The 26,598-nt window shown below is 60.4% G+C and carries 24 protein-coding genes; 11 read left to right on the top strand and 13 right to left on the bottom strand.

Annotation, left to right across the window (positions count from 1 at the left end; all coding sequences use genetic code 11):
- Nucleotides 1-185 precede the first annotated feature (185 nt).
- The 3 genes from K3727_17690 (at nt 186) to K3727_17700 (ending at nt 3,019) form a co-directional block, all read left to right on the top strand.
- Nucleotides 186-1,298 (top strand): S-(hydroxymethyl)glutathione dehydrogenase/class III alcohol dehydrogenase, encoded by a 1,113-nt coding sequence (locus tag K3727_17690; GenBank protein UWQ93442.1) that lies wholly within the window; start codon nt 186-188, stop codon nt 1,296-1,298.
- Between the two features lie 226 nt (nt 1,299-1,524).
- Complete coding sequence (locus K3727_17695; GenBank protein UWQ90577.1) at nt 1,525-1,791, top strand: metal-sensing transcriptional repressor; 267 nt, start codon at nt 1,525-1,527, stop codon at nt 1,789-1,791.
- Nucleotides 1,792-1,795: 4 nt separating this feature from the next.
- Nucleotides 1,796-3,019: an MFS transporter gene (locus K3727_17700; GenBank protein ID UWQ90578.1), complete on the top strand. Its 1,224-nt coding sequence runs from the start codon at nt 1,796-1,798 to the stop codon at nt 3,017-3,019.
- 20 nt (nt 3,020-3,039) lie between these two features.
- Here K3727_17700 and K3727_17705 read toward each other — a convergent pair whose 3' ends face one another.
- The 5 genes from K3727_17705 to K3727_17725 all read right to left on the bottom strand — a co-directional run bounded on the left by K3727_17705 (nt 3,040) and on the right by K3727_17725 (nt 10,473).
- Complete coding sequence (locus tag K3727_17705) at nt 3,040-4,041, bottom strand: GlxA family transcriptional regulator (GenBank protein UWQ90579.1); 1,002 nt, start codon at nt 4,039-4,041, stop codon at nt 3,040-3,042.
- 20 nt (nt 4,042-4,061) lie between these two features.
- On the bottom strand, nt 4,062-6,536 hold the full coding sequence (locus tag K3727_17710; protein ID UWQ90580.1) for an FAD-dependent oxidoreductase: 2,475 nt from the start codon (nt 6,534-6,536) through the stop codon (nt 4,062-4,064).
- Nucleotides 6,537-6,560: 24 nt separating this feature from the next.
- Nucleotides 6,561-7,640, bottom strand: a complete 1,080-nt coding sequence (locus K3727_17715) for an alcohol dehydrogenase family protein (GenBank protein UWQ90581.1) — start codon at nt 7,638-7,640, stop codon at nt 6,561-6,563.
- A gap of 10 nt (nt 7,641-7,650) precedes the next feature.
- On the bottom strand, nt 7,651-8,826 hold the full coding sequence (locus K3727_17720) for a mandelate racemase/muconate lactonizing enzyme family protein (protein UWQ90582.1): 1,176 nt from the start codon (nt 8,824-8,826) through the stop codon (nt 7,651-7,653).
- Nucleotides 8,827-8,952: 126 nt separating this feature from the next.
- Nucleotides 8,953-10,473 carry a trimethylamine methyltransferase family protein gene (locus K3727_17725; GenBank protein ID UWQ90583.1) on the bottom strand — a complete coding sequence of 507 codons (1,521 nt, stop codon included), beginning with the start codon at nt 10,471-10,473 and terminating at the stop codon, nt 8,953-8,955.
- A gap of 93 nt (nt 10,474-10,566) precedes the next feature.
- Between K3727_17725 and K3727_17730 the strand changes: the two genes are divergently transcribed.
- Nucleotides 10,567-11,469, top strand: coding sequence for a LysR family transcriptional regulator (locus tag K3727_17730; GenBank protein ID UWQ90584.1), 903 nt, complete (start codon nt 10,567-10,569; stop codon nt 11,467-11,469).
- 68 nt (nt 11,470-11,537) lie between these two features.
- Here K3727_17730 and K3727_17735 read toward each other — a convergent pair whose 3' ends face one another.
- The 4 genes from K3727_17735 to K3727_17750 all read right to left on the bottom strand — a co-directional run bounded on the left by K3727_17735 (nt 11,538) and on the right by K3727_17750 (nt 14,040).
- Nucleotides 11,538-12,122: a peroxidase-related enzyme gene (locus K3727_17735; protein ID UWQ90585.1), complete on the bottom strand. Its 585-nt coding sequence runs from the start codon at nt 12,120-12,122 to the stop codon at nt 11,538-11,540.
- Nucleotides 12,119-12,463, bottom strand: coding sequence for a carboxymuconolactone decarboxylase family protein (locus tag K3727_17740; protein ID UWQ90586.1), 345 nt, complete (start codon nt 12,461-12,463; stop codon nt 12,119-12,121). Before K3727_17740 ends, K3727_17735 begins: the two co-directional genes overlap by 4 nt.
- A gap of 61 nt (nt 12,464-12,524) precedes the next feature.
- Nucleotides 12,525-13,286 carry an amino acid ABC transporter permease gene (locus K3727_17745; protein UWQ90587.1) on the bottom strand — a complete coding sequence of 254 codons (762 nt, stop codon included), beginning with the start codon at nt 13,284-13,286 and terminating at the stop codon, nt 12,525-12,527.
- 13 nt (nt 13,287-13,299) lie between these two features.
- On the bottom strand, nt 13,300-14,040 hold the full coding sequence (locus K3727_17750) for an amino acid ABC transporter ATP-binding protein (GenBank protein ID UWQ90588.1): 741 nt from the start codon (nt 14,038-14,040) through the stop codon (nt 13,300-13,302).
- A gap of 159 nt (nt 14,041-14,199) precedes the next feature.
- Between K3727_17750 and K3727_17755 the strand changes: the two genes are divergently transcribed.
- The gene (locus K3727_17755) at nt 14,200-14,970 is read left to right on the top strand and encodes a transporter substrate-binding domain-containing protein (GenBank protein UWQ90589.1); all 771 of its coding nucleotides are present in this window, start codon (nt 14,200-14,202) and stop codon (nt 14,968-14,970) included.
- Nucleotides 14,971-15,023: 53 nt separating this feature from the next.
- Here the strand turns inward: K3727_17755 and K3727_17760 are convergent, their stop codons facing one another.
- A complete protein-coding gene (locus K3727_17760; GenBank protein UWQ90590.1) occupies nt 15,024-15,674 on the bottom strand; it encodes a glutathione S-transferase family protein in 651 nt (216 codons plus the stop codon).
- An 82-nt stretch (nt 15,675-15,756) separates the two neighbouring features.
- On the opposite strand from K3727_17760, the gene K3727_17765 reads away from it, so the two are divergent.
- On the top strand, nt 15,757-16,494 hold the full coding sequence (locus K3727_17765; protein UWQ90591.1) for a creatininase family protein: 738 nt from the start codon (nt 15,757-15,759) through the stop codon (nt 16,492-16,494).
- Here the strand turns inward: K3727_17765 and K3727_17770 are convergent.
- From K3727_17770 to K3727_17780, 3 genes are read right to left on the bottom strand one after another with little or no spacing between them, the layout of a single operon-like run.
- Nucleotides 16,478-16,954: a MaoC family dehydratase gene (locus K3727_17770; protein ID UWQ90592.1), complete on the bottom strand. Its 477-nt coding sequence runs from the start codon at nt 16,952-16,954 to the stop codon at nt 16,478-16,480. The two genes, K3727_17765 and K3727_17770, sit on opposite strands and share 17 nt — an antisense overlap.
- 3 nt (nt 16,955-16,957) lie before the next feature.
- Complete coding sequence (locus tag K3727_17775) at nt 16,958-18,937, bottom strand: ATP-grasp domain-containing protein (protein ID UWQ93443.1); 1,980 nt, start codon at nt 18,935-18,937, stop codon at nt 16,958-16,960.
- A 9-nt stretch (nt 18,938-18,946) separates the two neighbouring features.
- A complete protein-coding gene (locus K3727_17780; protein ID UWQ90593.1) occupies nt 18,947-20,488 on the bottom strand; it encodes a methylcrotonoyl-CoA carboxylase in 1,542 nt (513 codons plus the stop codon).
- Nucleotides 20,489-20,557: 69 nt separating this feature from the next.
- Between K3727_17780 and K3727_17785 the strand changes: the two genes are divergently transcribed.
- The 5 genes from K3727_17785 (at nt 20,558) to K3727_17805 (ending at nt 26,598) form a co-directional block, all read left to right on the top strand.
- On the top strand, nt 20,558-21,739 hold the full coding sequence (locus K3727_17785) for an acyl-CoA dehydrogenase family protein (GenBank protein UWQ90594.1): 1,182 nt from the start codon (nt 20,558-20,560) through the stop codon (nt 21,737-21,739).
- 70 nt (nt 21,740-21,809) lie between these two features.
- Entirely contained in the window at nt 21,810-22,421 is a 612-nt protein-coding gene (locus tag K3727_17790; protein ID UWQ90595.1) for a TetR/AcrR family transcriptional regulator, read from the top strand.
- Nucleotides 22,418-23,272: a CoA ester lyase gene (locus tag K3727_17795; protein ID UWQ90596.1), complete on the top strand. Its 855-nt coding sequence runs from the start codon at nt 22,418-22,420 to the stop codon at nt 23,270-23,272. The genes K3727_17790 and K3727_17795 overlap by 4 nt, the downstream gene beginning before the upstream one ends.
- A gap of 243 nt (nt 23,273-23,515) precedes the next feature.
- Nucleotides 23,516-24,238 carry an ABC transporter ATP-binding protein gene (locus tag K3727_17800; GenBank protein UWQ90597.1) on the top strand — a complete coding sequence of 241 codons (723 nt, stop codon included), beginning with the start codon at nt 23,516-23,518 and terminating at the stop codon, nt 24,236-24,238.
- On the top strand, nt 24,232-26,598 hold the full coding sequence (locus K3727_17805) for an ABC transporter permease (GenBank protein UWQ90598.1): 2,367 nt from the start codon (nt 24,232-24,234) through the stop codon (nt 26,596-26,598). The genes K3727_17800 and K3727_17805 overlap by 7 nt, the downstream gene beginning before the upstream one ends.

Consider the following 26,598-nt stretch of genomic DNA (forward strand, 5'->3'; position numbering starts at 1 on the left):
ATCCATTTCTGTAACCGTTTGAAAATTGAGCTGACTGCCCTCACGGACCGGGGCGGCTCTGCTCTTCCTGACGTGACGACCGAAGACGACCAATTGACCGCCTGCCCGATGCAGTTTGCCCCGGGCAAGGCCCCGATCAACAAAAGAACATATAGAGCGCCAACAAGAAGGACGTACCCCATATGATGAAAACACGCGCAGCAGTTGCGGTTGCCCCCGGCAAGCCGCTGGAGATCATGGACGTGAACCTCGAAGGCCCGCGTGCCGGCGAAGTTCTGGTGGAAATCAAGGCCACGGGCCTGTGCCACACCGATGAATTCACCCGCTCGGGCGACGACCCCGAAGGCATCTTTCCGGCGATTCTGGGCCATGAGGGTGCCGGTATTGTTCTGGAAGTCGGCGAAGGCGTCACCAGCCTGAAGCCGGGCGATCACGTGATCCCGCTTTATACGCCCGAATGCCGCGAATGCGATTACTGTCTGAACCCAAAAACCAACCTGTGTCAGGCGATCCGCTCGACCCAGGGGCAGGGTCTGCTGCCGGATGGCACCACCCGGTTCAGCATGGAAGACGGCACCCCGATCCATCACTACATGGGCTGCTCGACGTTCGCCAACCACACCGTCGTGCCCGAAATCGCGCTGGCCAAGGTGCGCGACGACGCGCCGTTTGACAAAATCTGCTACATCGGCTGCGGCGTCACCACCGGCATCGGCGCGGTGATCAACACCGCCAAGGTCGAAATCGGGTCGACCGCCGTTGTGTTTGGTCTGGGCGGCATCGGTCTGAACGTCATCCAGGGCCTGCGTCTGGCCGGAGCTGACCAGATTGTCGGCGTCGACCTGAACCCGGGCAAGGTGGAGATGGCCACCCGCTTTGGCATGACCCATTTCGTCAACCCTGCCGAAGTAGACGGTGATCTGGTCGCCCATCTGGTCGAGCTGACCGGCGGCGGCGCAGATTACACATTCGACGCCACTGGCAACGTCAACGTCATGCGCACCGCGCTGGAATGCGCACACAAGGGTTGGGGCGAAAGCATCATCATCGGTGTGGCACCGGCAGGGGCCGAAATCTCGACCCGCCCGTTCCAGCTGGTCACCGGCCGCTCCTGGCGCGGCACCGCATTTGGCGGCGCAGCCGGGCGCACGGATGTGCCCAAGATCGTCGATTGGTACATGGACGGCAAGATCGAGATCGACCCGATGATCACCCACAAGCTGAGCCTGGACGAGATCAACCACGGCTTCCACCTGATGCACGAAGGCAAGTCCATCCGCGCCGTGGTGGAATTCTAAATCACAGCGGAGCTTCTCAGCTTCACAGCATGATCCCGATTTCGGATTGGCCTGCGGCCAATCCGACCGGGGGCCCGGGGGGCGGCGCGTTTCACGCGCCGCCCCCCGGGCCATTTGGGCACTGCTTCCAAAGATGGGCCACAACCCAAAGTGGCTCCCAAGAAAATCATTGCAGCGGCACAGACAGGCCCTTCACATATCCTCCCAGGGGGGATATTGGTCTGCTATGACCAGACCCCACAAACATCAATCTCATCCCAAGGTGATCGCTCGGCTGAAACGGGCCAACGGTCACCTCGCCCATGTCATCGCCATGATCGAAGAGGGCAGCCCCTGTACCGACATCGCCCAACAGCTGCAGGCCGTGGAAAAGGCCATCACCAATGCCAAGCGGGTATTGATCCACGACCACATCGACCATTGTCTGGATCCCGACGAAGCCGGACACGCCCCTGACACCGCCAGTTTCAAGGCCATCACAAGGTACCTGTGACCCCATGTTGTCGATTCTGGCAAACCGCACCTATCGCCACCTGTTTCTGGCCCAATTGATCGCCGTCATCGGAACCGGACTGGCCACCATTGCGCTGAGCCTGCTGGCCTATGATCTGGCTGGCGAAGAGGCGGGTCTGGTGTTGGGGCTGGCTCTGACGATCAAGATGGTCTGCTATGTGACCATCGCACCCATCGCGGCTGCCTTTGCTGCTCAGATGCCCCGGCGGACCTGGTTGGTGACACTGGATCTGATCCGCGCCGGGGCAGCCCTGTGTCTGCCGTTCGTGACCGAAATCTGGCAGATCTATCTGCTGATCTTCGTGCTGCAATCGGCCTCGGCGGCCTTTACACCGGCCTATCAGGCCAGCATTCCCGATGTGCTCCCGGATGAAGAGGAGTACACCAAGGCCCTGTCGCTGTCCCGGTTGGCCTATGATCTGGAGAGCCTCGTCAGCCCCGGGCTGGCCGCTCTGCTGTTAGGGGTCTTGACGTTTGATTCCCTGTTCTTTGGAACCGCCATCGGCTTTGTCGCCTCGGCACTGCTGGTGACGTCGATCCTGTTGCCCTCTCCCGTTCCAACGGTGCGACGCAGCCTCCATGACCGCACCACCCGCGGTCTTCGGCTCTATCTGACGACCCCACGGCTGCGCGGCCTGTTGGGGCTCACTGTTGCGGCCTCGGCAACGGCGTCCATGGTGTTCGTCAACACCGTGGTGATGACCCGGTCCGTGCTGGGTCTGGGCGAAAGCAGCGTTGCGCTGGCGCTGGCGCTGTTCGGTGTCGGGTCCATGCTGGTGGCGCTGATCCTGCCCCCTCTCCTGAAACATACCAAAGAGCGCCGGGTGATGTCGCTGGGCGCATTGGTTGCCATTCTCAGCCTGACCGGATTGGCCGTTGTCCAGGGGGTCGGGTCGCTGACCATGGGCTGGGTTGGTCTTGCCTGGTTTGGCACCGGTGTCGGCTATGCCGCGGTGATGACCCCATCAGGGCGCCTGCTGCGCCGATCCGTTGCCCCCGAAGACGGCCCGGCGATCTTTGCCGCGCAATTCACCCTGTCCCATGCCTGTTGGCTGGTCAGCTATCCTTTGGCGGGCTGGGCGATGACCCGGCTGGGGGCACAGCCGACATTGCTTCTGCTCACCGGGCTGGCCTGGATCGGGCTGCTGGTCGGCAGATGGGCATGGCCCGCCCCCAAGCCGGACCAGACACAGCCCGAAACCAATTGACCGACGATGGCCCCACCAGATCAATGCGGATCAAAGCCACGCTCGGCCTGGGGGGAAAACCCGAAATGACGACGATAGACCCGGCTGAAATGGCTTTGCGACGAAAACCCGTTGGCCAGCCCAACTTCGATGATCTTCATGTTGGTCTGACGCAGCATCGACCGGGCATTTTCCAGCCGCAACCGGGTGTGGAACACCTTGGGTGTGACGTTGAGATATTTTGAAAACAGCCGCTCCAGCTGCCGGGTCGACAGGCCGACCTGACGGGCGATGTCCGACGGACGCAGCGGGGCTTCCAATTCGCCGCGCATGACGGCCAGCGCGGCGGACAGCTTTTCGTGCCGTACCCCGGTGCGACAATGATCGGCAAGGGTCTGTTCATGACTGGCACCGCGTGGGGCCGAACACACCAGCCGGTCAGAGACGGCCGTTGCGGTTTCCATCCCATGGTGACGGGCAATCAGCTGCAACATCATATCCAGCGTCGCCGCCCCACCCGCACAGGTAAACCGCGTCTCATCAATGGCGAACAGGGACCGGCTGATCTCCAGATCCGGCCAGGTTTCGGCCGCAACATGAAGCAGGCTCCAATGAGTCGAAACCGGACGATTGTCCAGCAAACCGGCCTTGGCCAGCGCAAAAACCCCGCCTCCCACCGCTCCGATCTGACAGCCCTTGCGGGCGGCCTGACGCAGCCAGGCCAGCACCCCGGGCGAACTATCGGCGATCTGACCGGCCCCGCCACAGACAAAGATCGTATCCGTCCGTTCGACCGGGTCCAGGCTGCCATCAACTGCAACCGTCACTCCGAACACGGATCGGGCCAGTGCGCCACCCTCATGCACGGTGCGCCAACTGTAACGCTGGTTCCCGTCGTATTGATTGGCACCATCCAGCGCCGAAATGGCGCTGGCCAGATCCAGCGGTGAAAAGCTGGGCAACAGCAGAAACACGAACCGTCTGTGCGCAACCGGAAACACCGGTTGCGCCAGGTCCTGAACCATTTGCATGACTTTGGTCATGATGCGGCCCCCGGCCCAGATCAGGCGCGCATATTGGCGCCGTTGGCGTCATAGATCGGCGCGCCCAGCACCTCGGCGTCAAACATCTCGCCCAGGATCTCGACCTGCAGTTGGGTCCCCGCGCTGGCGTGTTCCGCGGCGACATAGCCCATCGCCATCGACGTGCCTGCGTGATGTGCGTAGCCGCCCGAACTGATGTAGCCGACCGCCTCACCATCCTTCAGGATCGCCTCGTCGTTTGAGACATCAATGCCGTCCACGTCGATGGTCATGGTCACCAACCTGCGGGCCGGGCCTGTGTCGCGCGCGGCCAATGTGGCCTCTTTGCCGACAAAATCCTTCTTCCAGTTGATGAACACGTCCATGCCGCTTTCCACCGCGTCGAAATCGGGACGGAAATCCAGGGTCCAGACACCCCACCCCTTTTCCAGACGCATCGACATCAGCGCCCGCGCCCCATACCAGCGATAGCCCAGATCGGCACCGGCCTCCTCGATCGCTTCGGCGAGACGCAGCAGGTATTGCGGCTTGCAATAGATCTCATACCCCAACTCGCCGCTAAAGCTGATCCGGTTCAGGATCACCGGCACCCCGCCCACATAGGTCTGGCGCAGATCGCGGAATTTGAACGCCTCGGCGCTGACATCATCGCGGGTGATCCGCGCCAGCAGGTCGCGCGATTTCGGCCCCGACAGGGCAATGCCGTGCCAGTCGTCGCTGACATTGGCATAGGACACATCGGCTGGCAGATCCGTTTCGAACCAGCGGCGGTGCGCCTCCTGCATGGCGCCCGAACCGAACAGCATGAAATGCTCCTCGCCCAGACAGGCCACGGTCAGATCCCCATACAGCTTGCCCTTGGGCGTCAGCATCGGGGTCAGAGTCAACCGACCCGGTTTGGGCACATACCCGGCCAGCACCCGGTCCAGATAGGCCCGCGCGCCAGCACCCTTGAATTCATGCTTGGCAAAGTTGGCAACCTCGATGCCGCCCACGGCCTCGCGCACGGCCTTGACCTCGCGCGCCACATAGTCGTGGCTGCGGTTGCGCTGGAACGTCGGCTCCTCATGCGCGTCCTCGGGGCCATCGGCAAACCACAGCGCATTTTCCAGACCAAAACCCTGCCCCATGCGCGCACCGCGCGCGACCAGCCGATCATACAGCGCGGTGGTTTTCTGCATCCGGCCTTTGGGCAGCGTTTCATTGGGAAAAGTCATGACAAAGCGACGTTCATAGTTTTCGGTGGATTTTACCGTGCCCCAATCCGGAGAGGCAAATTCACCGAACCGCGCCACATCCATGGCCCAGACATCAATCGAAGGTTCGCCGTCGATCATCCATTCCGCCATGGTCAGACCCACGCCACCGCCCTGGCAGAAACCCGCCATGACGCCCACGGCGCACCAGTAATTCTTCATCCCCGGCACCGGGCCGATCATCGGGTTGCCATCGGGGCCAAATGTGAACGGCCCGTTGATCATGTCCTTGATCCCCGCCTCGCCAATCGCCGGGATGCGTTCAAACGACATCTCCAGCCGGTCGGCGATCCGGTCCAGATCCGGTTGCAGCAACTCATGCCCGAAATCCCAGGGCGTCCCGTCTACCTTCCACGGTGTGCCCTTGGGCTCATAGGTCCCCAGCAGCATCCCCTGGCGTTCCTGACGGAAATAGATATTCGCCTCGTAATCAATCCCGGCGGGCAGACGCGAACCGTGGTTGGCCACCGCGTCGATCTTGTCGGTGATCAGGTAATGGTGTTCCATCGGCTGCACCGGCAGGTGGATGCCCGACATATGTCCCACTTCGCGCGCCCACAGACCACCACAATTGACCACATGTTCGGCGTTGATCTTGCCCTTGGGCGTGGTCAAATCCCAGCTGCCGTCCGGGCGCTGGCTCATCGCGGTGACGCCGCAATGGGTGAAATACTGTGCGCCATGCACCTTGGCCGATTTGGCAAAGGCATAGGTCGCGCCCGACGGGTCCAGATCGCCGTCCTGATCGTCCCACAGCGCCGCGTGATAATGTTTGGGGTCAATCAGCGGATGCCGCTCTGCGACTTCCCTGGGGCTGATGAATTCCTGATTCAGCCCCATATACCGCGCTTTGGAGCGTTCCCGCTTCAGGTAGTCATACCAGGTCTTGTTCGACGCCAGATAGAAACCGCCGGTGATGTGCAACCCGACGCTGTGACCAGATGTCTCTTCGATCTCCTTGTACAGATCAATGGTATAGCTCTGCAAACGCGAGATATTGGGATCCGAGCTGATGGTGTGGATCTGCCCGGCGGCATGCCAGGACGACCCCGAAGTCAGCTCGTCCCGCTCCAGCAGCACGGCATCCTTCCAGCCGAATTTGGCCAGGTGAAACAGGATCGAACAGCCCACGACACCGCCACCAATCACCACGACCTTGGCGTGGGACGGCAGCTTTTTGTCCGTAGAGCTCTCTTCCTTGTGAATGTTCAGGGTGGATTGGGCAAAAGTATCTGACATGTTCGGGATCCTCAGTCAGGGATATCAGGGCAGCAAGACCAGCTTGCCGACGAATTTCTTTTGCAGGAACACATCCTGCGCGGTGTGAATGTCGCCGAGCGGGAAAGTCTGGGCGACCAGGGGTTTGATCTCGCCCGCTTCGATATAGGAAATCAGGTTGGGCATGGTTTCGGGGGCCTGCACGGTGCCGCCAACGAATGTCAGATCCTTGAGATACAGATCGCGCACATCCAGCGTCACCAGCGGCCCGCCAATCGCGCCCGACGTGGCATAGCGACCGCCGCGTTTCAAACAGGAGATCAACGACGCAAAGCCATCCCCGGCCACCAGATCAACAACCAATGTGACGCTCTGTTCCCCCAGAATCTGCGCCGGGTCATCATTCCGATCCAGCAACCGATCCGCCCCCAGATCCTGCATCTGGTCATGTTTGCTGGCCGATGCGATCGCGATCACCGTCGCCCCGCGCCGTTTGCACAGCTGGATCGCCGCCGACCCGACCCCACCCGAGGCCCCGGTGATCAGCACAATATCCCCAGCCTTGCAGCCCGCCCGCGAAATCAGGTTTTCGGCTGTGGAATAGGCACAGGGAAACGACGCCAATTCCGCGTCCGACAGATCGGAAGTCACCGCATGGGTGTGCCTGTCGCGCGCAATGGCATATTGCGCGAACCCGCCATCGCATTCCGACCCCCAGGTGATAAAATCCCAATCATCAACCGCATCCGTTGCGGGTTGCAGGCTGGCAACCAGAACCCGTTCGCCAACGCGCGCCGGGTCGACACCATCACCCACGGCGACAATCTCACCACAGCAATCGGCCCCCTGAATGCGGGGAAAGACCAGCGGACGCCCGGTCCAGCTCGCGTCGTCGTCATCAGCGCCCAACGCACCGGCCGCCGCCTCGGTGTCGCCCGCGACCGCCTTGGAGTACCAGCCGATGCGGGTGTTGACGTCAGTGTTGTTGATCCCGGCTGCGCCGACCTTGATCAGCACCTCGCCCGCCGCCGGGGTCGGCACGGCGACATCGTCGCGAAACTGCAGCGCCTCGGGGCCACCGTGGCCAATCAGATGAACAGCTTGCATGGTTTTGGGAATGGTCATGAATGGATCCTCAGGTCAGGGGCAGGCGTCGGAAACGGCCCGGCATTGCCGGATCATGGAAATGATTCAACGGGCCATTGTCCACCAAATGATTGTGCCAATGGGCCAACGCCTGACGATCCAGCGTCACGCCCAGACCGGGGCCCTCGGGCACTGCAACCACGTTGTTGACCTGCCGAAACGGGCCGCCCTGGACCACATCCCCGATCTGCCAGCGAAACAGCGACTGGCTGGGTTCCGAAATCCACGGCATTGCCGCGCTCATGTGCAGATAGGCGGCGGTGGCAACCCCTGCGTCTCCGGAATAGCACCAGAACCCGACGCCCATCGCCTCGCAGGCCCCAATGAAACGCACCGTGCGGGATATCCCGCCTAGCACTGCAAAATTGGTGACGATGTAATCCGGCGCACCCACCGCCACAGCCCGGCGGATATCCGGCACATGGGTCGACATGCGGATCGACGAATGTTTGCGCAGCTCCGCCATCTCTTCGAACGTCGCAACCGGGTCTTCGTAGTTGCGGATGTCATAGGGTTCGATGTCGCGAAACACCCGGATCGCGGTGGGCAGCGACCATTGCATATTGCTGTCCAGCCGGATCATCGCATCCGGCCCCAATGCCGCGCGCATCTCCTTGACCGTGTCGATCTCGATCCGGGGATCACCCAGGATCAGCTTGCCTTCGAACATGGTCGATCCATGCTCTTCGCGCATCCGCACACAATAATCCGCCACCGCCTGGGGATCCATTTCACCACCGGCCCGAAACCCGAAATATTCGGTAAAGGGGATCGCCTTGCGCACAGCCCCGCCCAGCAAACGGTACAGCGGTTCCCCCGCGACCTTGCCCCGCAGATCCCACAGGGCGATTTCGATCGCGCCAAAGGCCTTGACCACGGAACTGTCGTCCGTGTTCTGCACAATCTGCCAGGGCGGAACGCACAGGTTCTCGCAGCCCGCGATGTCCAGCGCATCGGCCCCGATCAGCCGGTCGCCCATGGCACGAATGCTATCGACCACGTCGACCGACGGTGCCTCTCCCAAACCAATCAGCCCCTGATCGGTTTCCACCTCGATGATGGTCTTGGAGGTGCCGGGATAATGCCCCCCGGTCCACCACATCGGTTTTTCCAGCGGCAGGTTGACCGGAGTGGCCCGCAGCCCGGTAATCCTGAGCCGTGTCATGAAAATCGCCCCGCAAAACAGGCGTTTCGCCGGTGCACGGGTGGTGTACGGGTGGTGCACGCATCGTGCCAGGGGGGAAATGCCCCCCCTGCATCAGCCGGAATTATGCGTAAAGAAATCATTACCTCAGTACCAGGCATCGGGAAGCTCTTCCTTGCGCTTGGCGACATAGGCGGCCAGTTCTTCTTCCTTGGCCGGATTCAGGGCGGGCTTTTCATACTCGTTCAACATCTGGTTCCAACGGTCATACGCACGCGTGCGCATGTCCTTGGACCCGCCCTCTTCCCAGCTTTCGACATTCTCGCTGTCGCTCAGCTTGGGCTCATAAAACGCATCCTGATAATTGCGCATGGTGTGCGCCGACCCCAGGAAATGCCCCCCCGGTGCGACCTCGCCATAGGCGTCGCGCGCCATCGCTTCGTCGCTGATGTCCAGCCCTTGGCCCAGGACCTTTTGATAGGATCCCAACCGGTCCGCATCCATGATCAGTTTTTCAAACCCGGTGGCCAACCCGCCTTCGAGCCACCCGGCCGCGTGCAAGACAAAATTCGCCCCGGCGAGCATGGTGGAATGCATCGAATCCGCGCTCTCATAGGCGGCCTGGGCATCCTCGGTTTTTGATGCGGTCAGCGACCCACCACAGCGCAAGGGCAGCCCAGCCCGGCGCGCCAACTGACCGATGGCATAATTAGACACCACCGGTTCCGGCATCCCAAACGTGGGGGCCCCGGATTTCAGCGACATGGAGCTCAGAAAATTGCCCAGCACAAAGGGCGCACCGGGACGCACCAATTGCGCATAGGCACAGGCCATCATCGCCTCGGCCATCGCCTGTGCAACCGACGCGGCCGTCGACACCGGACCCATCGCCCCGGTCAGAATAAAGGGAACAACAACAATGCCTTGCCCGCGTCCACAATAGACGCGGATCGCCTCGGACACGACCTTGTCCACCAGCAAGGGGGAGTTCGTGTTGACGTTGCCCATGATCACGCAATTGTTGTCCATCACGTCCCGCCCATGCAGGATTTCGGCCATATCAACGCTGTCTTGGGCGCGGCTCATTTCGGTAATTGCCCCCAGATGCGGTTTGTCCGACAGGGTCATATGGGCCAGCACCATATCCAGATGGCGTTTGCTGACCGGGACGTCGCAGGGTTCGCAAATCACCAGCCCGGTGTGGTGCAGATTTGGGTGCAGATAGGCGAGTTTGACCAGCTTCTCGAAGCTGTCCATATCGCCATATCGCCGCCCCCCTTCCAGATCGCGCACAAAGGGCGCGCCATAGATCGGGGCGAACACCTGATTGGTCCCGCCAATCACCACCGAGCGCTCCGGATTGCGGGCGACCTGGGTGAACTGGCGCGGGGCCTTGGCGCATAGATCCCGGATCCACTGCGCATCGGCGCGCACAATATCACCCTCGATCCGCGCCCCTTCGCGCCGCCACAGCTCCAACGCTTCCGGGTCGTCGCGAAACGCGATGCCGACGTCTTCGAATATCCAATCGACCTGCGCCTCGAGCTTGGTCAGTTGTTCGTCGTCCAGCACATCAAAAAACGGCAGGATCCGCTGGATATAGGGCGAAGCCGGCGCGCCCACCGGGGCGGCTTGTCTGCTGCGCGAAGCACGGGCACGTCGGGCCATGATCAGGTCTCCATCAATCTGTGGTGCAACACTACGCAACCGAAACAGGTTTGTGACGGTTGAAAAACCTGATGGTTTGGATAAGTCTGAGTTATGCAAGAACTCTGGAAACTCGTCTCCTCCCCCCGCCACGTCATCGTGTTCGAAGCCGCCGCCCGGCACGGATCCTTTACCCGTGCGGCCGCTGAATTAAATGTGCAGCAGCCCGCCGTCAGCGCGGCGATTCGGCAATTGGAGGACGCGTTGGGGGTGACCCTGTTCCACCGCAGCCATCGCAAAGTGGAATTGACCAAGGCCGGAGAGCGATTTTTCACTGATATTTCAATGGCGTTAGAACAAATCCTGGCCTCGGCCCGCGCCGTGTATCAACGCGGATTGAACGACCATGTGACTCTGTCGGTTTCGACCGCTTTTGCCTATTACTGGATGGTGCCGCAGTTGGAACAGCTGCACTCCCAGCATCCGGAGATTGATTTACGTCTGCAAACCAGTGATCGAGAGCCCGATATAGACGCCGAGGGAATCAGCCTTGCCATAAGGCGGGGGGACGGCAATTGGCCCGGCGTACATGCCGCATTGATTGCACCCGAAGTGATCTATCCCATCGCTGGTCCGGGGGTTTTGGCCAGATCGGATCTCACGGAGATTCGCGATCTTTTGGATCACCGGCTGATCCACCTCGAAGAGCCGGTGCGCGCCCGCCCGACCTGGGCCCAATGGTTCGCCCATTTTGACGTGTTGGACCGCCCGCCAAAGGCGGGATTACGACTGAACGACTATGCGCTGGTTCTTCAGACAGCTATGGCGGGCGAGGGCATCGCCTTTGGCTGGCAGCATGTGACCCGCAGGCTGATTTCGCAGGGTCTGCTGGAGGCGCGCAGGGATTGGGCCTGGAAGACCGGCAAGGGATTCTATCTGGTTTGGTCCCAGAACACCCCCCTGATCCCCCAGGCCGAACGTGTGCGCGACTGGATGATTTCTCTGGGCGAAACCTGATCGCGCGTGAATCAAGGCGCAAGAAACGCCTTGATCCACACCGATTTTACACAGCTTCCCCGCCGGGATCAGCCATCATCGCCCTTGTAGAACCCGATGACATCGCCATCGGTTGTCGCGCCCAACCCGTTCAACAATCGGTTCGAGTAGTTGAAATAGGCACAGACCTGATTGACTTCCAGGACCTCCCCATCATCGCATCCGGCAATTTTCAACGCTTCGAAATCGGACTTGATCATCTTGCCGACATCCGTTGTCAGCTTGCCCGCATAACGCAACAGCGCCAACTCCTTGCCCTGAAACTCGTCTTCGGGGCGATGTGCCTTGAGCGCCAGAAAGATTCGATCGCTGCGCGGCTGATCACGCAACAGGTTGCGGACATTCATAAAATGATGGGTCAGCGAATAGGTGCAATCATTCAGGATCGACGTATAGCTGGCAACCACTTCCAGGAACCAGAAGGGCAATTTGTTGTCCTTGGAATGCAACGCCGAACGATAGAGCGTGACATGCCCGTTCATTGTTTCCGGGCGCAAGGAATGCACCCGCATAACCGTATCAACGGTGCCATGTGGAGTGCGCGCCTTGTCCAGCAATTCCTTGAGACGACCGTCGGCCTCCTCATCCGGGACCATGTGAATCCAGGCGCTCATGCCGCGTCTCCCGTGAAGATGTCATAGGCCTTGAGCGCCTTGGCGCTATAGGCATAGGCAGGACCGCCGCCCATGTAGGTGGCCATGGCCAATGCCTCGCATAATTCGTCCCGTGTGGCACCCAATCGCACCAGGGATCGCACGTGAAAGCCAATACAGCTGTCACATTTCGTGGCAATGGCAATGCCCAATGCCATGAACTCCTTGGTCTTTTCGCTGAGCGCGCCATTTGTCTTGGCCGCCTTGCCCATCATGCCAAATCCCTTGACGGTCTCTGGCACCTCCTTGGAATAGGTGGCGATATTGGCCTCGGTTTCGGCCATGAAGTCTTTCCAGTCCATTGTCTTCTCCGTTCGCTTCACGCGCAGCCCGACATCGGGTGTTCGGACTGCGCAGAGTTTCCTACCCGCGTTCATCTGCCCCCATGCGCCGTTCCAGCCAGCGCACACCGGCGCTGATGATCAGGACCAGCACCAGATATTCAAAGATGAGCAGCGTATAGATTTCCAGCGGGCGATATTCGGTCACCACCAATTCGTTGGCGCGCCGGGTCAGCTCCTGCATCCCGATCACGGACGCAAAGGCGCTCATCTTGACGATATAGATGAACTGATTGGCCAGCGGTGGCAGGATGCGCCGGATCGCCTGGGGCAGGATCACATAGCGCATGGTTTGCAAATAGTTCAGCCCGATGGTCTGGGCCGCTTCGGTTTGTCCTTTGGCAATCGACTGGATCCCGGCGCGATAGATTTCGGCCGTAAAGGCACTGTCGGAAATCGCCAGCGTGATGATCGCCCCCCAAAACGGGTCAATCGGGATGTTCAACCCCATCGACTGGAACACGATCGGCAGGCCGTAAAACACCCAGAACAACATCGGCAACAGCGGGATGGCGCGTACGAATTCGACATAGACCCGGTTAAACATCCGAATTTGCCACCGCGTCGATAACCCCGGCAGCGCCACCACAAGCCCCAGACCGATCGAGACCACGGCCGCGATCACCGAAATCAGGATGGTGTCACCAATACCCGAAACCAGAAATTTCACATTGATCCAACCGGACGGTTTGGTCGGGTCGATCACGTACCAGCCCCAGGTCCCCGAGCTGGAACACCCAGCCAAAGCCAACAGGGCAAGCGACAGGAAAATCCACTTTTTCATGATTGTCTTCTCCTCAGTGCTGCAGGATCTGGGACAGGAACTTCTGACACCGCTCGGATCGCGGAGCGCCAAAGAACTCATCCGGGGGGCCCTGTTCGACGATTTCACCGGCGTCCATAAAGACCATGTTGTCAGCAACTTTGCGGGCAAACCCCATCTCGTGCGTGACCACAACCATAGTCATCCCGTCATCCGCCAACCCGACCATCACGTCGAGCACTTCAGAGATCATTTCGGGGTCCAGCGCCGAAGTCGGCTCGTCAAACAACAGCACCTTGGGCTCCATGCACAGCGACCGGGCGATGGCCACCCGCTGCTGCTGACCACCCGACAGCTGCCCCGGACGCTTTTTCGCCTGATCCGGGATATGCACTCGTTCCAGATAATGCATGGCCTTGGCTTCGGCCTCGGATTTGGAGAGCCCGCGGGCCTTGATCGGCCCCAACATCAGGTTCTCCAGCACCGTGAGGTGCGGAAACAGGTTGAACTGTTGAAATACCATGCCGACCTCGGACCGGATCGCCGCCACCGATTGCGGATCATTGGTCAGTTCGATGCCATCGACCCGAATCGTTCCCTTCTGATGTTCTTCCAGCCGGTTGATGCAGCGCACTACTGTCGATTTCCCGGACCCCGAGGGGCCGCAGATCACAACCTTTTCACCGGATCCTATGGATAGATTGATATCCTTGAGCACATGAAATGTGCCATACCACTTGTTGACTCCAACAAGCTCGATTGCTGTCTGCGCCATCGAATTCCCCCTGTTTCGCGCGTCACGCATCAAAAAATGCGCAAAATTTTCTCCGTGAGAAAAATTTTTCTTGAGATTAACTGCGGGAATGCCGTTAAATCAAGGAACAATCGAACTATAATCAAAAGCGAACAGACAACACCAACAGGGGAGTCACCAATGAAACGAATTTTCAAGGCAGCCGCAGTCGCGGTTCTGGGCCTGACTTTGTCAGGTGCCGCACAGGCACAATCGGCACTGAACGAAATCCTGGATACGGGCGTGCTCAAGATCGGGACTACGGGTGACTGGAACCCGATGACGTTGCGCGATCCGGCGACAAACAGCTACAAAGGCTTCGACATCGACATCATGAATGAGCTGGCCAAAGATCTGGGTGTCGAAATCGAATTCGTGCCAACCGACTGGAAAACTCTGGTCAACGGCGTTGTGGCCGGAAAATACCACATGACCGGGTCGGCTTCGATTTCTCCCCCGCGGATGAAGGTGGCCGGCTTCTCGGAAAGCTATATTTCGGTGGAGCTGTATCCGTTCACCACCAAGGAGAAAGCTGGAAACTTTGACGGGTATGACAGCATCAACCAACCCGGTGTCAAAGTGGCAACCACGCTGGGAACGACGTTTGAAAAACGCGTGCGCGAATGGTTCCCCAATGCCGACATCAAGGTGGTCGAAGCCCCGGCGCGCGGCTTTCAGGAAGTGCTGGCCGGTCGGGCCGATGTGTTCATCACCTCGAATATCGAAGGATCGACCCTTGAGCAGAAATTCCCTGTGACCCGCGTCCCCGGAACCGGCCCACGGTCGCCATCGCCCATCGCGATGTTGTTGCCCCAGGCCGATCAGGTGTGGATCAATTACGTGAACAATTGGGTCAAAGTGAAAAAGGCCCAAGGGTTCTTTGAAACCACCAAGGCGAACTGGGGTCTGTGATCCTGGCCTTGTGATGATTGGGACCGCGCCCCGTTGCGCGGTCCATTTCGTTTTCAGGTTCGGGGTTTCAGACCGGACAGGTCCGGGTCAGTGTTCTTCAATGCCGCCCACGTCGAAACCCAGCCCCACCAGCGTGTCAGATTCGGGTACTCTGCAAACAGCTCGCGCCCCTCTTTTGATTGCAGGAAATAGTCGATCATGGGGGCAAGATGGCAATCTGCCAACGTCGGCGCGCGCCCGCTCAGCACTCTGCTCTCCTCGGCAATGTCTTCCAACGCCGCCAACACACGCCGCGACCCTGCTACTCCTGTTGCGATCACCTGTGGATCCCCTTCCTCTCCTACGAGCGGACGAAAAACCGAATGCGAAAACACCTGTCGAACCAGCGGAACATAGCCATAACTGTCCACAATCGCCATGACCTGATCCATGCGCGCCTGAGCCATCGGATCGTCAGGTTGCAACCCGACGCCGGCAAAGGCGTTGTCCACATAACGGGTAATGGCCCCGGTTTCATAAAGAGAGAATGCATCATGTTCCAGAACTGGCACCCGGCCAAAGGGATGCCGCCGCAGATGATCATCAGTCAGATCCGTGAAAGGATCAACTTCGACAGTCGCAACTGCGATCTGCTTTGCGGACAGGACCATGCGGACAATTCTGGAATAGACGCTGTAGCGATAGCTGTACAGTCGAACACTCATCTCACGTCCGCCTCTCAAATTTATCCAAGCATCGCTCAAGGATAGACGCAGATGCCAACAAAACAAAGACAGGAGCGGTAACATGTTACTCAGTCGCATGACCTGGCAACAGGTCGACGCCCATGTGAAATCCGGTGGCGGTATCGTATTGCCCATGGGATCAACGGAACAACATGGCCCCATGGGCATGATTGGCACCGACACGATCTGTGCCCAGGCGCTGGCCGAACGGGCCGCCGACATCTGCGGGGCCATCTGTGCGCCGCCTCTGGCCTATACGCCTGCCCCATTCAACATGGGGTTTGCGGGGACCATGTCATTGTCTGCGGACCTGTTTCAGGCCATGGCCCGTGAGCTGTTGGAAGGGCTGCAATCCCAGGGTTTCACCCGGATCTATGTTGTGAACGGGCATGGTGCCAATCTGGCACCGATGCGGACAGCGGCCACTGGGCTGACTGCCCGCGTTCAAATTCGCAGCTGGTGGGATTTCGAACCAGTCAACCTGTTGCGGCGTCAATGGTACGGCGCATGGGAGGGGATGCATGCCACCCCATCCGAAATTGCCATCACCCAATCGCTGTTTCACGTCCTGCCCACCGGTGATGCCGCAGACCCTCCCAAACAATTGAGCGCGGAATTCATCGCTGCCCATGCCGGCGACCGCCATGGGCCGCCGCAGGAACACCGCGCCCAGTTTCCAGATGGGCGGGTGGGGTCGCATTCGGCGTTGGCCTGCCCGGAACATGGCGACGCACTGATCGCCGCTGCCACCCAGGCCATTGCCGAAGACATGCGCGGCTTCTTCAATCTGGAAGGTTGACCGCCGGATGGGATGGTTTGCGCCGCATGAATGCGGCCCGGTCGCAGGTCGCAACCAGAACCGCATCCTGATTAAAGGCCTGGTGCAGGAAGTGCACAATCCCTGCTTCGGGGCGCGATCCGCTGTCGCGGCAATCCTTCACGGTGGTCCGCACTCTCAAAGTGTCGCCCTGAAACACCGGGGCAGGAAAGCGCACATCGCTCATCCCCAGATTGGCGATGGTCGTCCCCAGCGTGGTTTCATTCACCGTGATCCCGATCATCACCCCCAGGGTGAAGATCGAATTGACCAATGGGCGGCCAAATTCGGTGCCCTCGGCAAAATGGCGGTCGATGTGCAGGGGCTGCGAATTAAAGGTCATCGCGCAAAACATCATATTGTCGGATTCCGTGATGGTTCGGGTGATCGCGTGATCAACCACCATCCCCGGATGAAACTCTTCGAACCAGAGGCCGGCCATGGGTTACGCTCCTTTGGTGATGTCGATGCGAATCAGAATCTGTCCGGCATCGACGGTTGCGCCCGGTTCACAGGCGATGGCTGACACGACACCATCGGCCATGGCCTTTAGCTCCATCAGCAGTTTCATTGATTCCAACGCCACCACAGTTTCCCCCATTTGCACGACCTCTCCGACAGCAACAGGCAGGTCGGCCACCAGCCCAGGCATGGGCGCAACAATGCGATCCGGGTCCGTATCCGTTGTTGATCGGGTCGCCAAACGCAGATCTCCGGCCAACGACAGCCTGTGGCAGGCATCGAACGCGGGGCTCCACAGCCAGATTTCCGTACCCGTGTCAAATACGCCACACCGGCTGGAAACACCGTTTTCGATGACATTCATCTCTGTCGCACTGGCGCGCGTGATCAGACAGGAAACCGTCCCCTCGCGAGAGGTCACTTCGAATTGTCCCTGCTGGCCGCGGATTTCGACCGCGGCATCGGGCGCATCGGTCTCCAAATATTGGGCACAAGCCGCCTGCCCCGCCTGATCCAACAAACGCATTCCACCCAGTCCGTACCACGGCGACGTGCCCGACGGCTGTGCGGAATGGCGCGCCAGAGCGGCCAGCCTGGTTGTTTGCGCGACTGGCGCGGCCCAACCATCCGGCCATTGCGCGGCAATGAACCCGGTGGTGGCGCACCCTTGGGCGAATGCATCCCTGGCCAGCGCGTCCCGAAGAAACAGCCTGTTGGTCCCGAGCCCGGCCACGCCGGTCCGCTCCAGCCCCCGGATCAGCGATTTGCGTACGCTGTCGCGGTCGGGGCCATGGGCGATCAGCTTGGCAATCATGGAATCGTAATGGCTGGCGACAACCGACCCAGTCTGAACCCCGCTGTCGCATCGCAGGCCCGGATCCGGTGCCCAATGCAGGATCTCTCCGGTTTGGGGTCTGAACCCCAAGGCCGCGTCCTCGGCAGTGAGCCGGGCTTCGATCGCATGGCCGCAGCACCGGATATCGGCCTGTGTCAGCCCCAAAGGCTGACCCGCAGCAACCCGCAACTGCTGTTCCACCAGGTCCAGGCCCGTCACTTCTTCGGTCACGGTGTGTTCCACCTGCAACCGCGTGTTCATTTCCAGAAAATGGTAGGCTTCGGTGTCACCCTCCAAGACAAATTCCACGGTGCCCGCGCTGTCATACCCGATCTCGCGTCCCAATCGCAGCGCCGCTTTGAACATCGCATCGCGTGTGGCTGTGCTCAAATTCGGGGCCGGTGCCTCTTCGAGCAGCTTCTGGTGATTGCGTTGCACCGAACAATCGCGCTCATGCAGGTGCAGCAGATTGCCATGTTTGTCGCCCAACAGCTGCACTTCGATGTGGCGCGGATTTTGCACCAGCTTTTCGATCATCAACCGCCCCTCGCCAAAGGCGCGTTCGGATTCGGCGCGCGCCGATTGAATGGCGTCAGCCAATCCCCCCGGATCATGGACCACGCGCATGCCTTTGCCCCCACCCCCGGCGCTGGCCTTGATCATGACCGGCAGACCAATGTCATACGCGGCGGCGATCAGAGTCTCGTCGCGTTGATCCGCGCCTGCATAGCCCGGAAGACAGGGTACTCCAGCGGCCAAGGCCACGGCTTTGGCTTCGATTTTGGCCCCCATGATACGGATCGCATGGGGGTGAGGTCCAACCCAGATCAGCCCGGCTTGGACACAGGCTTCGGCCAGATCGGGGCGTTCCGACAAGAAGCCATATCCGGGATGGAGCGCCTGGGCACCGCTGGCCTGTGCGGCCGCGATGATCCGATCCACCCGCAGATAACTGTCCCGCGCCGCAGCCCCCCCGATATGCACAGAGGTATCCGCCAGTTGTACATGCAAGGCGTCCCGGTCCGCGTCCGAATAAACCGCAACCGTTCGGATCCCCATCGCCCGCGCCGTGCGCATGATCCGACAGGCAATTTCGCCGCGATTGGCGATCAGCAATGTGTCAAACATCATGCGCCCTCACATCCGGTAAACTGGGCGCGGCCCGGTTTCGCGGGGCTCTGCTGCGGACAGCCCCAGGCATAACCCCATCACATCTCGGGTCTGGTCCGGTTCGATAATCCCGTCATCCCACAGCCGCGCCGTGGCGTAATAGGGGTCGCTTTGTTCGGTGAACTGGGCCCGCGTGCGCCTGTCCAGCTCTGCGATCTCGTCCTTGGACGCGGGTGATTTCAGGCTGGCCCGGCGCAGGTCGGTGACCACCGTGGCTGCGACATCCGGGCTCATCGTGGCAATGCGCGCATTGGGCCAGGAGAACAGGAACCGGGGCCGAAACCCGCGCCCACACATTCCGTAGTTCCCAGCGCCATAGGAGCCGCCTGTGATCACGGTGTATTTTGGCACTCGCGCATTGGAAACCGCATAAACCAGCTTGGCCGAATGTTTGGCGATGCCACCGCGCTCGGCGTCAGTTCCGACCATAAAACCGGTGATATTCTGCAAGAACAGCAAGGGTATATGGCGCTGATCACACAGTTCGATGAAATGCGCACCCTTGAGCGCACTTTCGGAAAACAACACCCCGTCATTGGCCAGGATCCCCACCGGATAGCCGTGGATATGGGCAAAACCACAGACCAGAGTCGCGCCATAATCGGGCTTGAATTCGGAAAAATCGCTGCCATCCACCAGGCTGCGGATCATGGCCCGCGTATCGGTGGGGCGTTTCAGGTCGATCTGGGCGAACTCTGCCGGTGTTCCGGCATCCGCTGCGGGGGGGGCTGACGCTTGTGGCGGATCACTGGGCATCGCTGGCTCGAGATATCCGACCAATTCGCGCAACTTGCGCAATGCGCCCTCTTCGTCCTCTGCCAGGTGGTCACTGACCCCCGACACATTGGTGTGCATCTCGGCCCCGCCCAAAGTGTTGCCGTCGACAACCTCGTTGATGGCTGCCTTGACGATGGGGGGGCCTCCCAGATGGATACGACCGGTCTCCCGCACCATGATCACCTGATCACTCAGCGCCGGAATATAGGCCCCACCCGCCGTGCATCCGCCAAATACGACGGAAATCTGTGGGATACCTGACGCCGACATCTGGCATTGCCGCCAGAATGCACCGCCAAAATGATCCTTGTCCGGGAAAACCCGGTCCTGTTCGGGCAGAAACGCACCACCGCAATCCACCAGATACAGACATGGCAACCGATGGGCCTGAGCGATTTCCTGGGCGCGCGCATGTTTGCGCACGGTTTCCGCAAAGAACGATCCGCCTTTGACCGTGGCGTCATTGGCAATGATCATACAGGGCCGCCCGCGCACCACGCCGATGCCGGTGACTATTCCGGCACCCGGAACCTCGCCGCCGTACATCCCGTACGCGGCCAGCGGTGACAACTCGAGAAACGCTGTGGCCGGATCCAACAGAAATTCGATCCGGTCGCGCACAAACATCTTGCCGCGTTCTGCATGGCGGATGCGAAAACGCTCTCCGCCACCCTGGGACGCGGCCCTGTGACGGTCGCGCAGGTCTGAAATCAGATCTGGAATGGTGGGCATGGCGTCCTCCCTTGATTTTCTACCTAACGTCCGTTAGAAATTCTGTCAACAACCACAAAGAGACCAAAGATGACCCTTGGATTTGACGCCACCACCGCCTCCTCCTTCTTCTTTTCCGATGAACACCACATGTTGCGCGCCCAAGTGCGCCGCCTGGTCGAGGAAGAGATCAAACCCCATGCGGACATCTGGGAAGAACAGGGGCACACCCCCCGCGACCTGTTGCGAAAGATGGGCGAATTGGGGGTGTTCGGAATCCGCTATCCCGAAGCCTACGGCGGCTCCGATATGGATCAATTGGCCACCGTTGTGCTGGCCGAAGAATTGGGGCGATGCACCTATGCAGGTGTGGCGATCACCGCGCTGGTGCACACCGATATGGCCTCGGTTCATGTGTTCAATGCCGGGACCCAGGAACAAAAGGCCAAATACCTGCCAGGAATCATTGCCGGGAACACCATAACCGCGGTTGGCATCACCGAACCCGATGCCGGATCTGACGTCAAAAGCATCCGCACGACCGCACGGCGCGCGGTCGATCACTCCGGCGATCATTATGTTCTGAACGGCACCAAGACCTTTATCACCAACGGGGTGCTGGCCGACCTGTATTGCATCGCGGTCAAAACCGACACCACAGGCCCGGCCAGTCAGAGCGTTTCGATGTTTCTGCTGGAAAAGGGCACGCCTGGGTTTACCGTGACCCGCAAGTTGAAAAAACACGGCTGGCACAGTTCGGACACGGCCGAGCTGTCGCTGGTGGATGTGCGGCTGCCTGCTGAAAACATGCTGGGGGCCGAAGGTCGCGGGTTCTACGAGATCATGAAGAATTTTCAGAACGAACGTCTGGTGCTGGGTGCCATGGCCATGGGCGAGGCCCAGGCCGCGATCGAACTGACCGTGGATTATGTGAAAAACCGCACGGCCTTTGGCGCGCCCTTGTGGGAGAAACAGACCATCCGCCAACGGCTGGCCATGCTGTCGGCACGGGTCGAAGCGGGACGCCAGATGGTCTATGCCACCGCTGCACGCACGGCAGCAGGGGAACACCTGGTCCGCGACGTGTCGATGATAAAAGCCTACTGTGGTGAGCTGGTAAACGAAGTCATGTATGAATGCGTTCAGTTCCACGGCGGCATGGGTTTTATGGCAGGCAGCACCATTGAACGCATGGCGCGTGACGCCCGTGTGCAGGCCATTGGCGGGGGTGCCACCGAAGTCATGTTGGAAGAAGTCGCCAAACGCATGTGAACCGCACTGGCCGGTTGCACGCAGACCGGATATCTCAAAGGACAGCCTGCCCCGCTTCATGGACCACTCGATGACCGTTTCCTCTGCCACCCCCCGCACTCCCGATCCAAAACCCAAAGCCGCCGCTGCCCGCGATCAGATATTGACCCATGCAGCGCGAATGATGCGCGCCCGGGGCTATGCTGATATGTCGCTGCGTGAGTTGGCAGCCGAGGTGGGGATGAAGGCCGGCAGCCTGTATTACCATTTCCCCTCCAAAGAGGCGTTGGCGACCGACGTCATGCGGCTGGGGGTTGAAATCGTGTCCGACGCGGTTCAAGCAGGGCTGGAAGACGCCCCCGATTTGCCCCCGCGCGCCCGGATGACCCGGGCCATGCAGATCCATCTGGAGACGTTGTTGTCCGCCAGCGATTTTTCCTCGGCGCATATTCGATGCTACCCCTTTGTCCCGGTGACTGTGCAGAGCGAGCTCAAGTCCGTGCGCAAGAAGTATGACAAGATCTGGTCCGCCTTGATCGAACAGCACCTGGGACCCAAGGCGACGCCAACAGACATACGCTACCTGCGGTACGCCATCATTGGGGCGTTGAACTGGTCATTGGAATGGTTCGACCCCGCCCATGACGATGCCGCACTTTATGTAACATCGGTGGCGGACCGATTGCTGAGGGAGACGCCATGATACCCGCAGCAGCCGCCACGCGATCCTGGTTGTTCGTGCCCGGAAATGACCCACGCAAGATGGCAAAGGCGCTGACCTGTGACGCTGATGTGGTGATCTTCGATCTCGAAGACGCGGTTGCGCCACAAGACAAGCCAACAGCTCGGGCATTGGTGGCCGAGGCACTGACCCACCCCGCAAGACCCTTGCGCTTTGTCCGTGTCAATGGCCTGGGGACCGGGTTGGCGGCTGCGGATGTCGCAGCCACCCTGCCCCATGCGCCAGATGGCTACGTTCTGCCCAAATGCGAGGGACCCGATGATATTGCGACGCTGTCAGAGATGACGGGCGGGCGGATCGGCATTCTGGCGATTGCGACAGAAACCGTGCGGGCCGTGCGCAATCTGATGCGGCAGGATTGGGCACATCCGGCGCTGACCGGCCTGACCTGGGGCGGCGAGGATCTGGCCGCCGATCTGGGATCGCTGAGCAACCGCGCCACCGATGGCAGCTATCGCAGCCTGTTTGTGCAGGCCCGTGATCTGACGCTGCTGGCCGCGCGGGACGCCGGCGTTCTGGCGATCGATTCAGTGTTCGTCGATTTCCATGATACGGCGGGTCTGAATGCGGAGACCCGCGATGGATTCACCTTGGGGTTCGATGGCAAAATGGCCATTCATCCGGCCCAGATCGACACGATCCACACCGCCATGACCCCGGCCCCCGCGGATGTGGAATGGGCACGACGTGTGATCGCCGCGCTCGAGACCGCACAATCCGGGGTCGCACAGTTGGACGGCAAGATGCTGGATCTGCCACATTTGATATCGGCTCACAGACTCCTGCGGTTGGCAGGATCAGGCACAGCCTGACCCACGGACGTGTCCCAAGCGTTGGCAAACGCCTTGGCCCGGCGTTTCACCACCTTTGAAATCTTGTTGCGCCGGAGATGAAACCCGGGTGTCTGAACGATACAGCGCTGGGTCAGATGGTGACCCTGGTTTCTGGCCAAAGCACGGGCCGCTACGTCACGCACGGCGCGACGCTGCACCATCTTGTGTCACCGCACCCAGCCCATAGAGTACAGGTACAAATTTCCGTCAACCGAGGCCAATATGCCCGGACACATCAGGACACAGCCCGCCTTTACCGCCAAGGGATTGACCAAGACCTATGGCGAAGGCCGTTCCGCTGTGCATGCGTTGCGCGGCGTCGATCTTGAAATTCCGCAGGGTGAAATCGTGGTGTTGCTGGGGCCGTCAGGATCCGGCAAATCGACATTGTTGAACATACTGGGCGGGCTGGATCGCGCCACATCGGGTACGGCGCATTTCCGTGACCAAAACCTCAGCGCCATGACAGACCGGGCGCTGACCCTGTATCGGCGTCGCCATGTCGGGTTCGTGTTTCAGTTCTACAATCTGATGCCCAGCCTGACGGCGCTGGAAAATGTCGAACTGGTTACGGAAATCGCCGATGAACCGATGCCCGCCGAAGACGCCTTGTCTCTGGTCGGGCTGAGCGAACGCATGGATCATTTTCCCGCGCAATTATCCGGTGGCGAACAACAGCGTGTCGCCATTGCCCGTGCCGTCGCCAAACGACCCAATGTGTTGTTCTGCGACGAACCGACCGGCGCATTGGATAGCACCACGGGACGGTCCGTGCTGCGGGTCTTGCGCGATGTGAACCAGCAACTGGGGTCGACCATCCTGATGGTGACCCACGCGGCCCATACCGCACAGATGGCCGATCGGGTGATCCATTTTGCTGACGGGGCCATCCGAGAAGTGGTGGAGAACACCACCAAGCTCAGCCCAGATGACATCATATGGTAAGCCCGCTGGATAAGAAACTGCGCCGGGACCTGTGGAGGATGAAGGGACAGGCGACGGCAATTGGCGCTGTCATTGCCGTTGGCGTGCTGATGCTGGTGATGATGACCGGGCTGACCGCGTCGATATCGCAAACCCGCGCCACCTATTATGACCGCTATCGGCTGGCCGATATCTTTGCCACCGTAGCCCGCGCACCGGAACGGGTCGAAGCCCGGATCGCTGCATTGCCTGGTGTGTCCAGCCTGCAATCGCGGGTGTCGGGACAGGCGCTGATCGACATACCGAACGAAGATCTGCCGATTCAGGCGCAGGCCCTGTCCCTGCCCGACCAGGGCCGACCGGTCCTGAATGACGTGTATCTGACCAGCGGCCGCATGCCCGAGGCACAACAGTCGGATGAAATCCTGTTGTTGCACAGTTTTGCCACCGCACGTGGGCTGAACCCCGGTGATCGTCTGCGCGCAACCATGAATGGCGCACGGCGCAGTTTCCGCATTGTCGGCCTGGCCCAATCACCCGAATTTTTATATGTTACCGCACCCGGCGAATTCATCCCTGACGATGCACGGTTTGCTGTCATATGGATGGGGCGCGCCTCGCTCGCAGCAACCTATGACATGAACGGAGCCTTCAACAGCCTGCTTTTGGGCCTGTCGCGCGGTGCAGATGAAAACGCGGTGCTGGACGCAGTGGACCAGATCCTCGCTCCTTTTGGCGGCACCGGGGCCTATCCGCGGGATCAGCAAATGTCGGATCGATTTATTTCCGAAGAAATATCCGGGCTGAAAGCCGCCTCCAAGGTTGTTCCGCCGCTGTTTCTCGCCGTGGCCGCGTTCCTGCTCTATATCGTGATCAACCGCATGGTCCAATCCGAACGCGAGGAAATCGGCCTGCTCAAGGCGTTCGGCTATACCAACATCGAAGTCGGTGCGCATTACGCCAGGCTGGTGTTGGCGATTGCCTTTGGTGGGGCCATCGCGGGATGCATGGGCGGCGTCGTGGCCGGGCGGGCCATGGTCGGCGTCTTTGTGACGTATTACAAATTTCCATTCCTGGTTTTTGAGCTCGAACCGGCTTCGTTCGTGATTGGCGTGACCACCAGCACTTTGGCCGCAGCAGCGGGTGGGGTTCTGGTGCTGAGGCACGTCTTTGCGCTGACGCCCGCCACAGCCATGCGCCCCCCCGCCCCGCCTGATTACAGCCGCACCGGACAGATTGGCCACAGCGTAAACCGTTTTCTCGATCAACCCAGCCGCATGGTGCTGCGCCGACTGACCCGCCAACCGGGACGGATTGCGGGCGCTGTGATCGGGGTGGCCTGTGGTATGGGGCTTTCGGCGGCGATGATGACCATCTATGCCGGATTCGACCGGACCGTCGATCTGACCTTTGGGGTTATTGACCGGTCCGATGTGACCGTCACCTTTACCCATGCCGTCAGCGACAAGACCCTGTTTGAACTGCGCCGGATGCCCGGGGTCGAACAGGCCGAAGCCGTGCGGCATGTGCCGGTGGTTCTGTCGCTGGGCCAACGCAGCCACCGCGGGTCCCTGACCGGCCTGCCGCCTTCGCCCGAACTGAACCGCGCCCTGAATGCACAGGCACTGCCGATCGACCTGCCGCGACAGGGCATCGTTCTGTCTACGGCTTTGGCCGATCTTTTGAACGCCAAGCCGGGTGACCTGATCGGCGTTGACGTGCGCGAAGGCCGCCAGCCCCTGATCCGGGTCCCGGTGGCAGCCATCGCCACGGCACTGCTCGGAGCGCCCGCCTATATGGACCTGGAAGCGTTGAACCGCATGCTGCGCGAACCACGGCGCATTTCCGGGGCCTATCTCAGCATTGACCAGGCCCACGCCAAACGGATCTATGCCGATCTGCGTGACATGCCCACAATTGCCGGGATCAGCGTCAAATCACAGGCCCGTGTGGCCTTTGAAGTGCTGATGAACACAGGAGCCGGGGCCATTCGCTATGTGATGGGGGTGATTGCCTTTATCATCACCTTTGGCATCATCTACAATGCCGCGCGCATTGCCTTTGCCGAACGGGCCCGGGATTTGGCCAGCCTGCGCGTGATCGGCTTCAGCCATGGCGAAACCGCCTTTATCCTGCTGGCGGAACTGGGCGCGGTTATCCTCCTGGCCCTGCCGATCGGGGCCCTTCTGGGCTATGGGCTAGCCTTCAACATCGCCTCGGGGTTTTCAACCGAGCTGTACCAGATCCCGGTGCTGATTTCCCCACGCAGCTATGGCACAGCCATGTTGGTCGTGATCGGTGCGGCCCTGTTCTCAGGCTGGCTGGTGAAACGTGACCTGGATCGGCTCGACCTGATTTCGGCCCTGAAAACACGGGAATAA

The sequence above is a fragment of the Rhodobacteraceae bacterium M382 genome, from assembly GCA_025141015.1.
Lineage (GTDB): Bacteria > Pseudomonadota > Alphaproteobacteria > Rhodobacterales > Rhodobacteraceae > Aliisedimentitalea > Aliisedimentitalea scapharcae.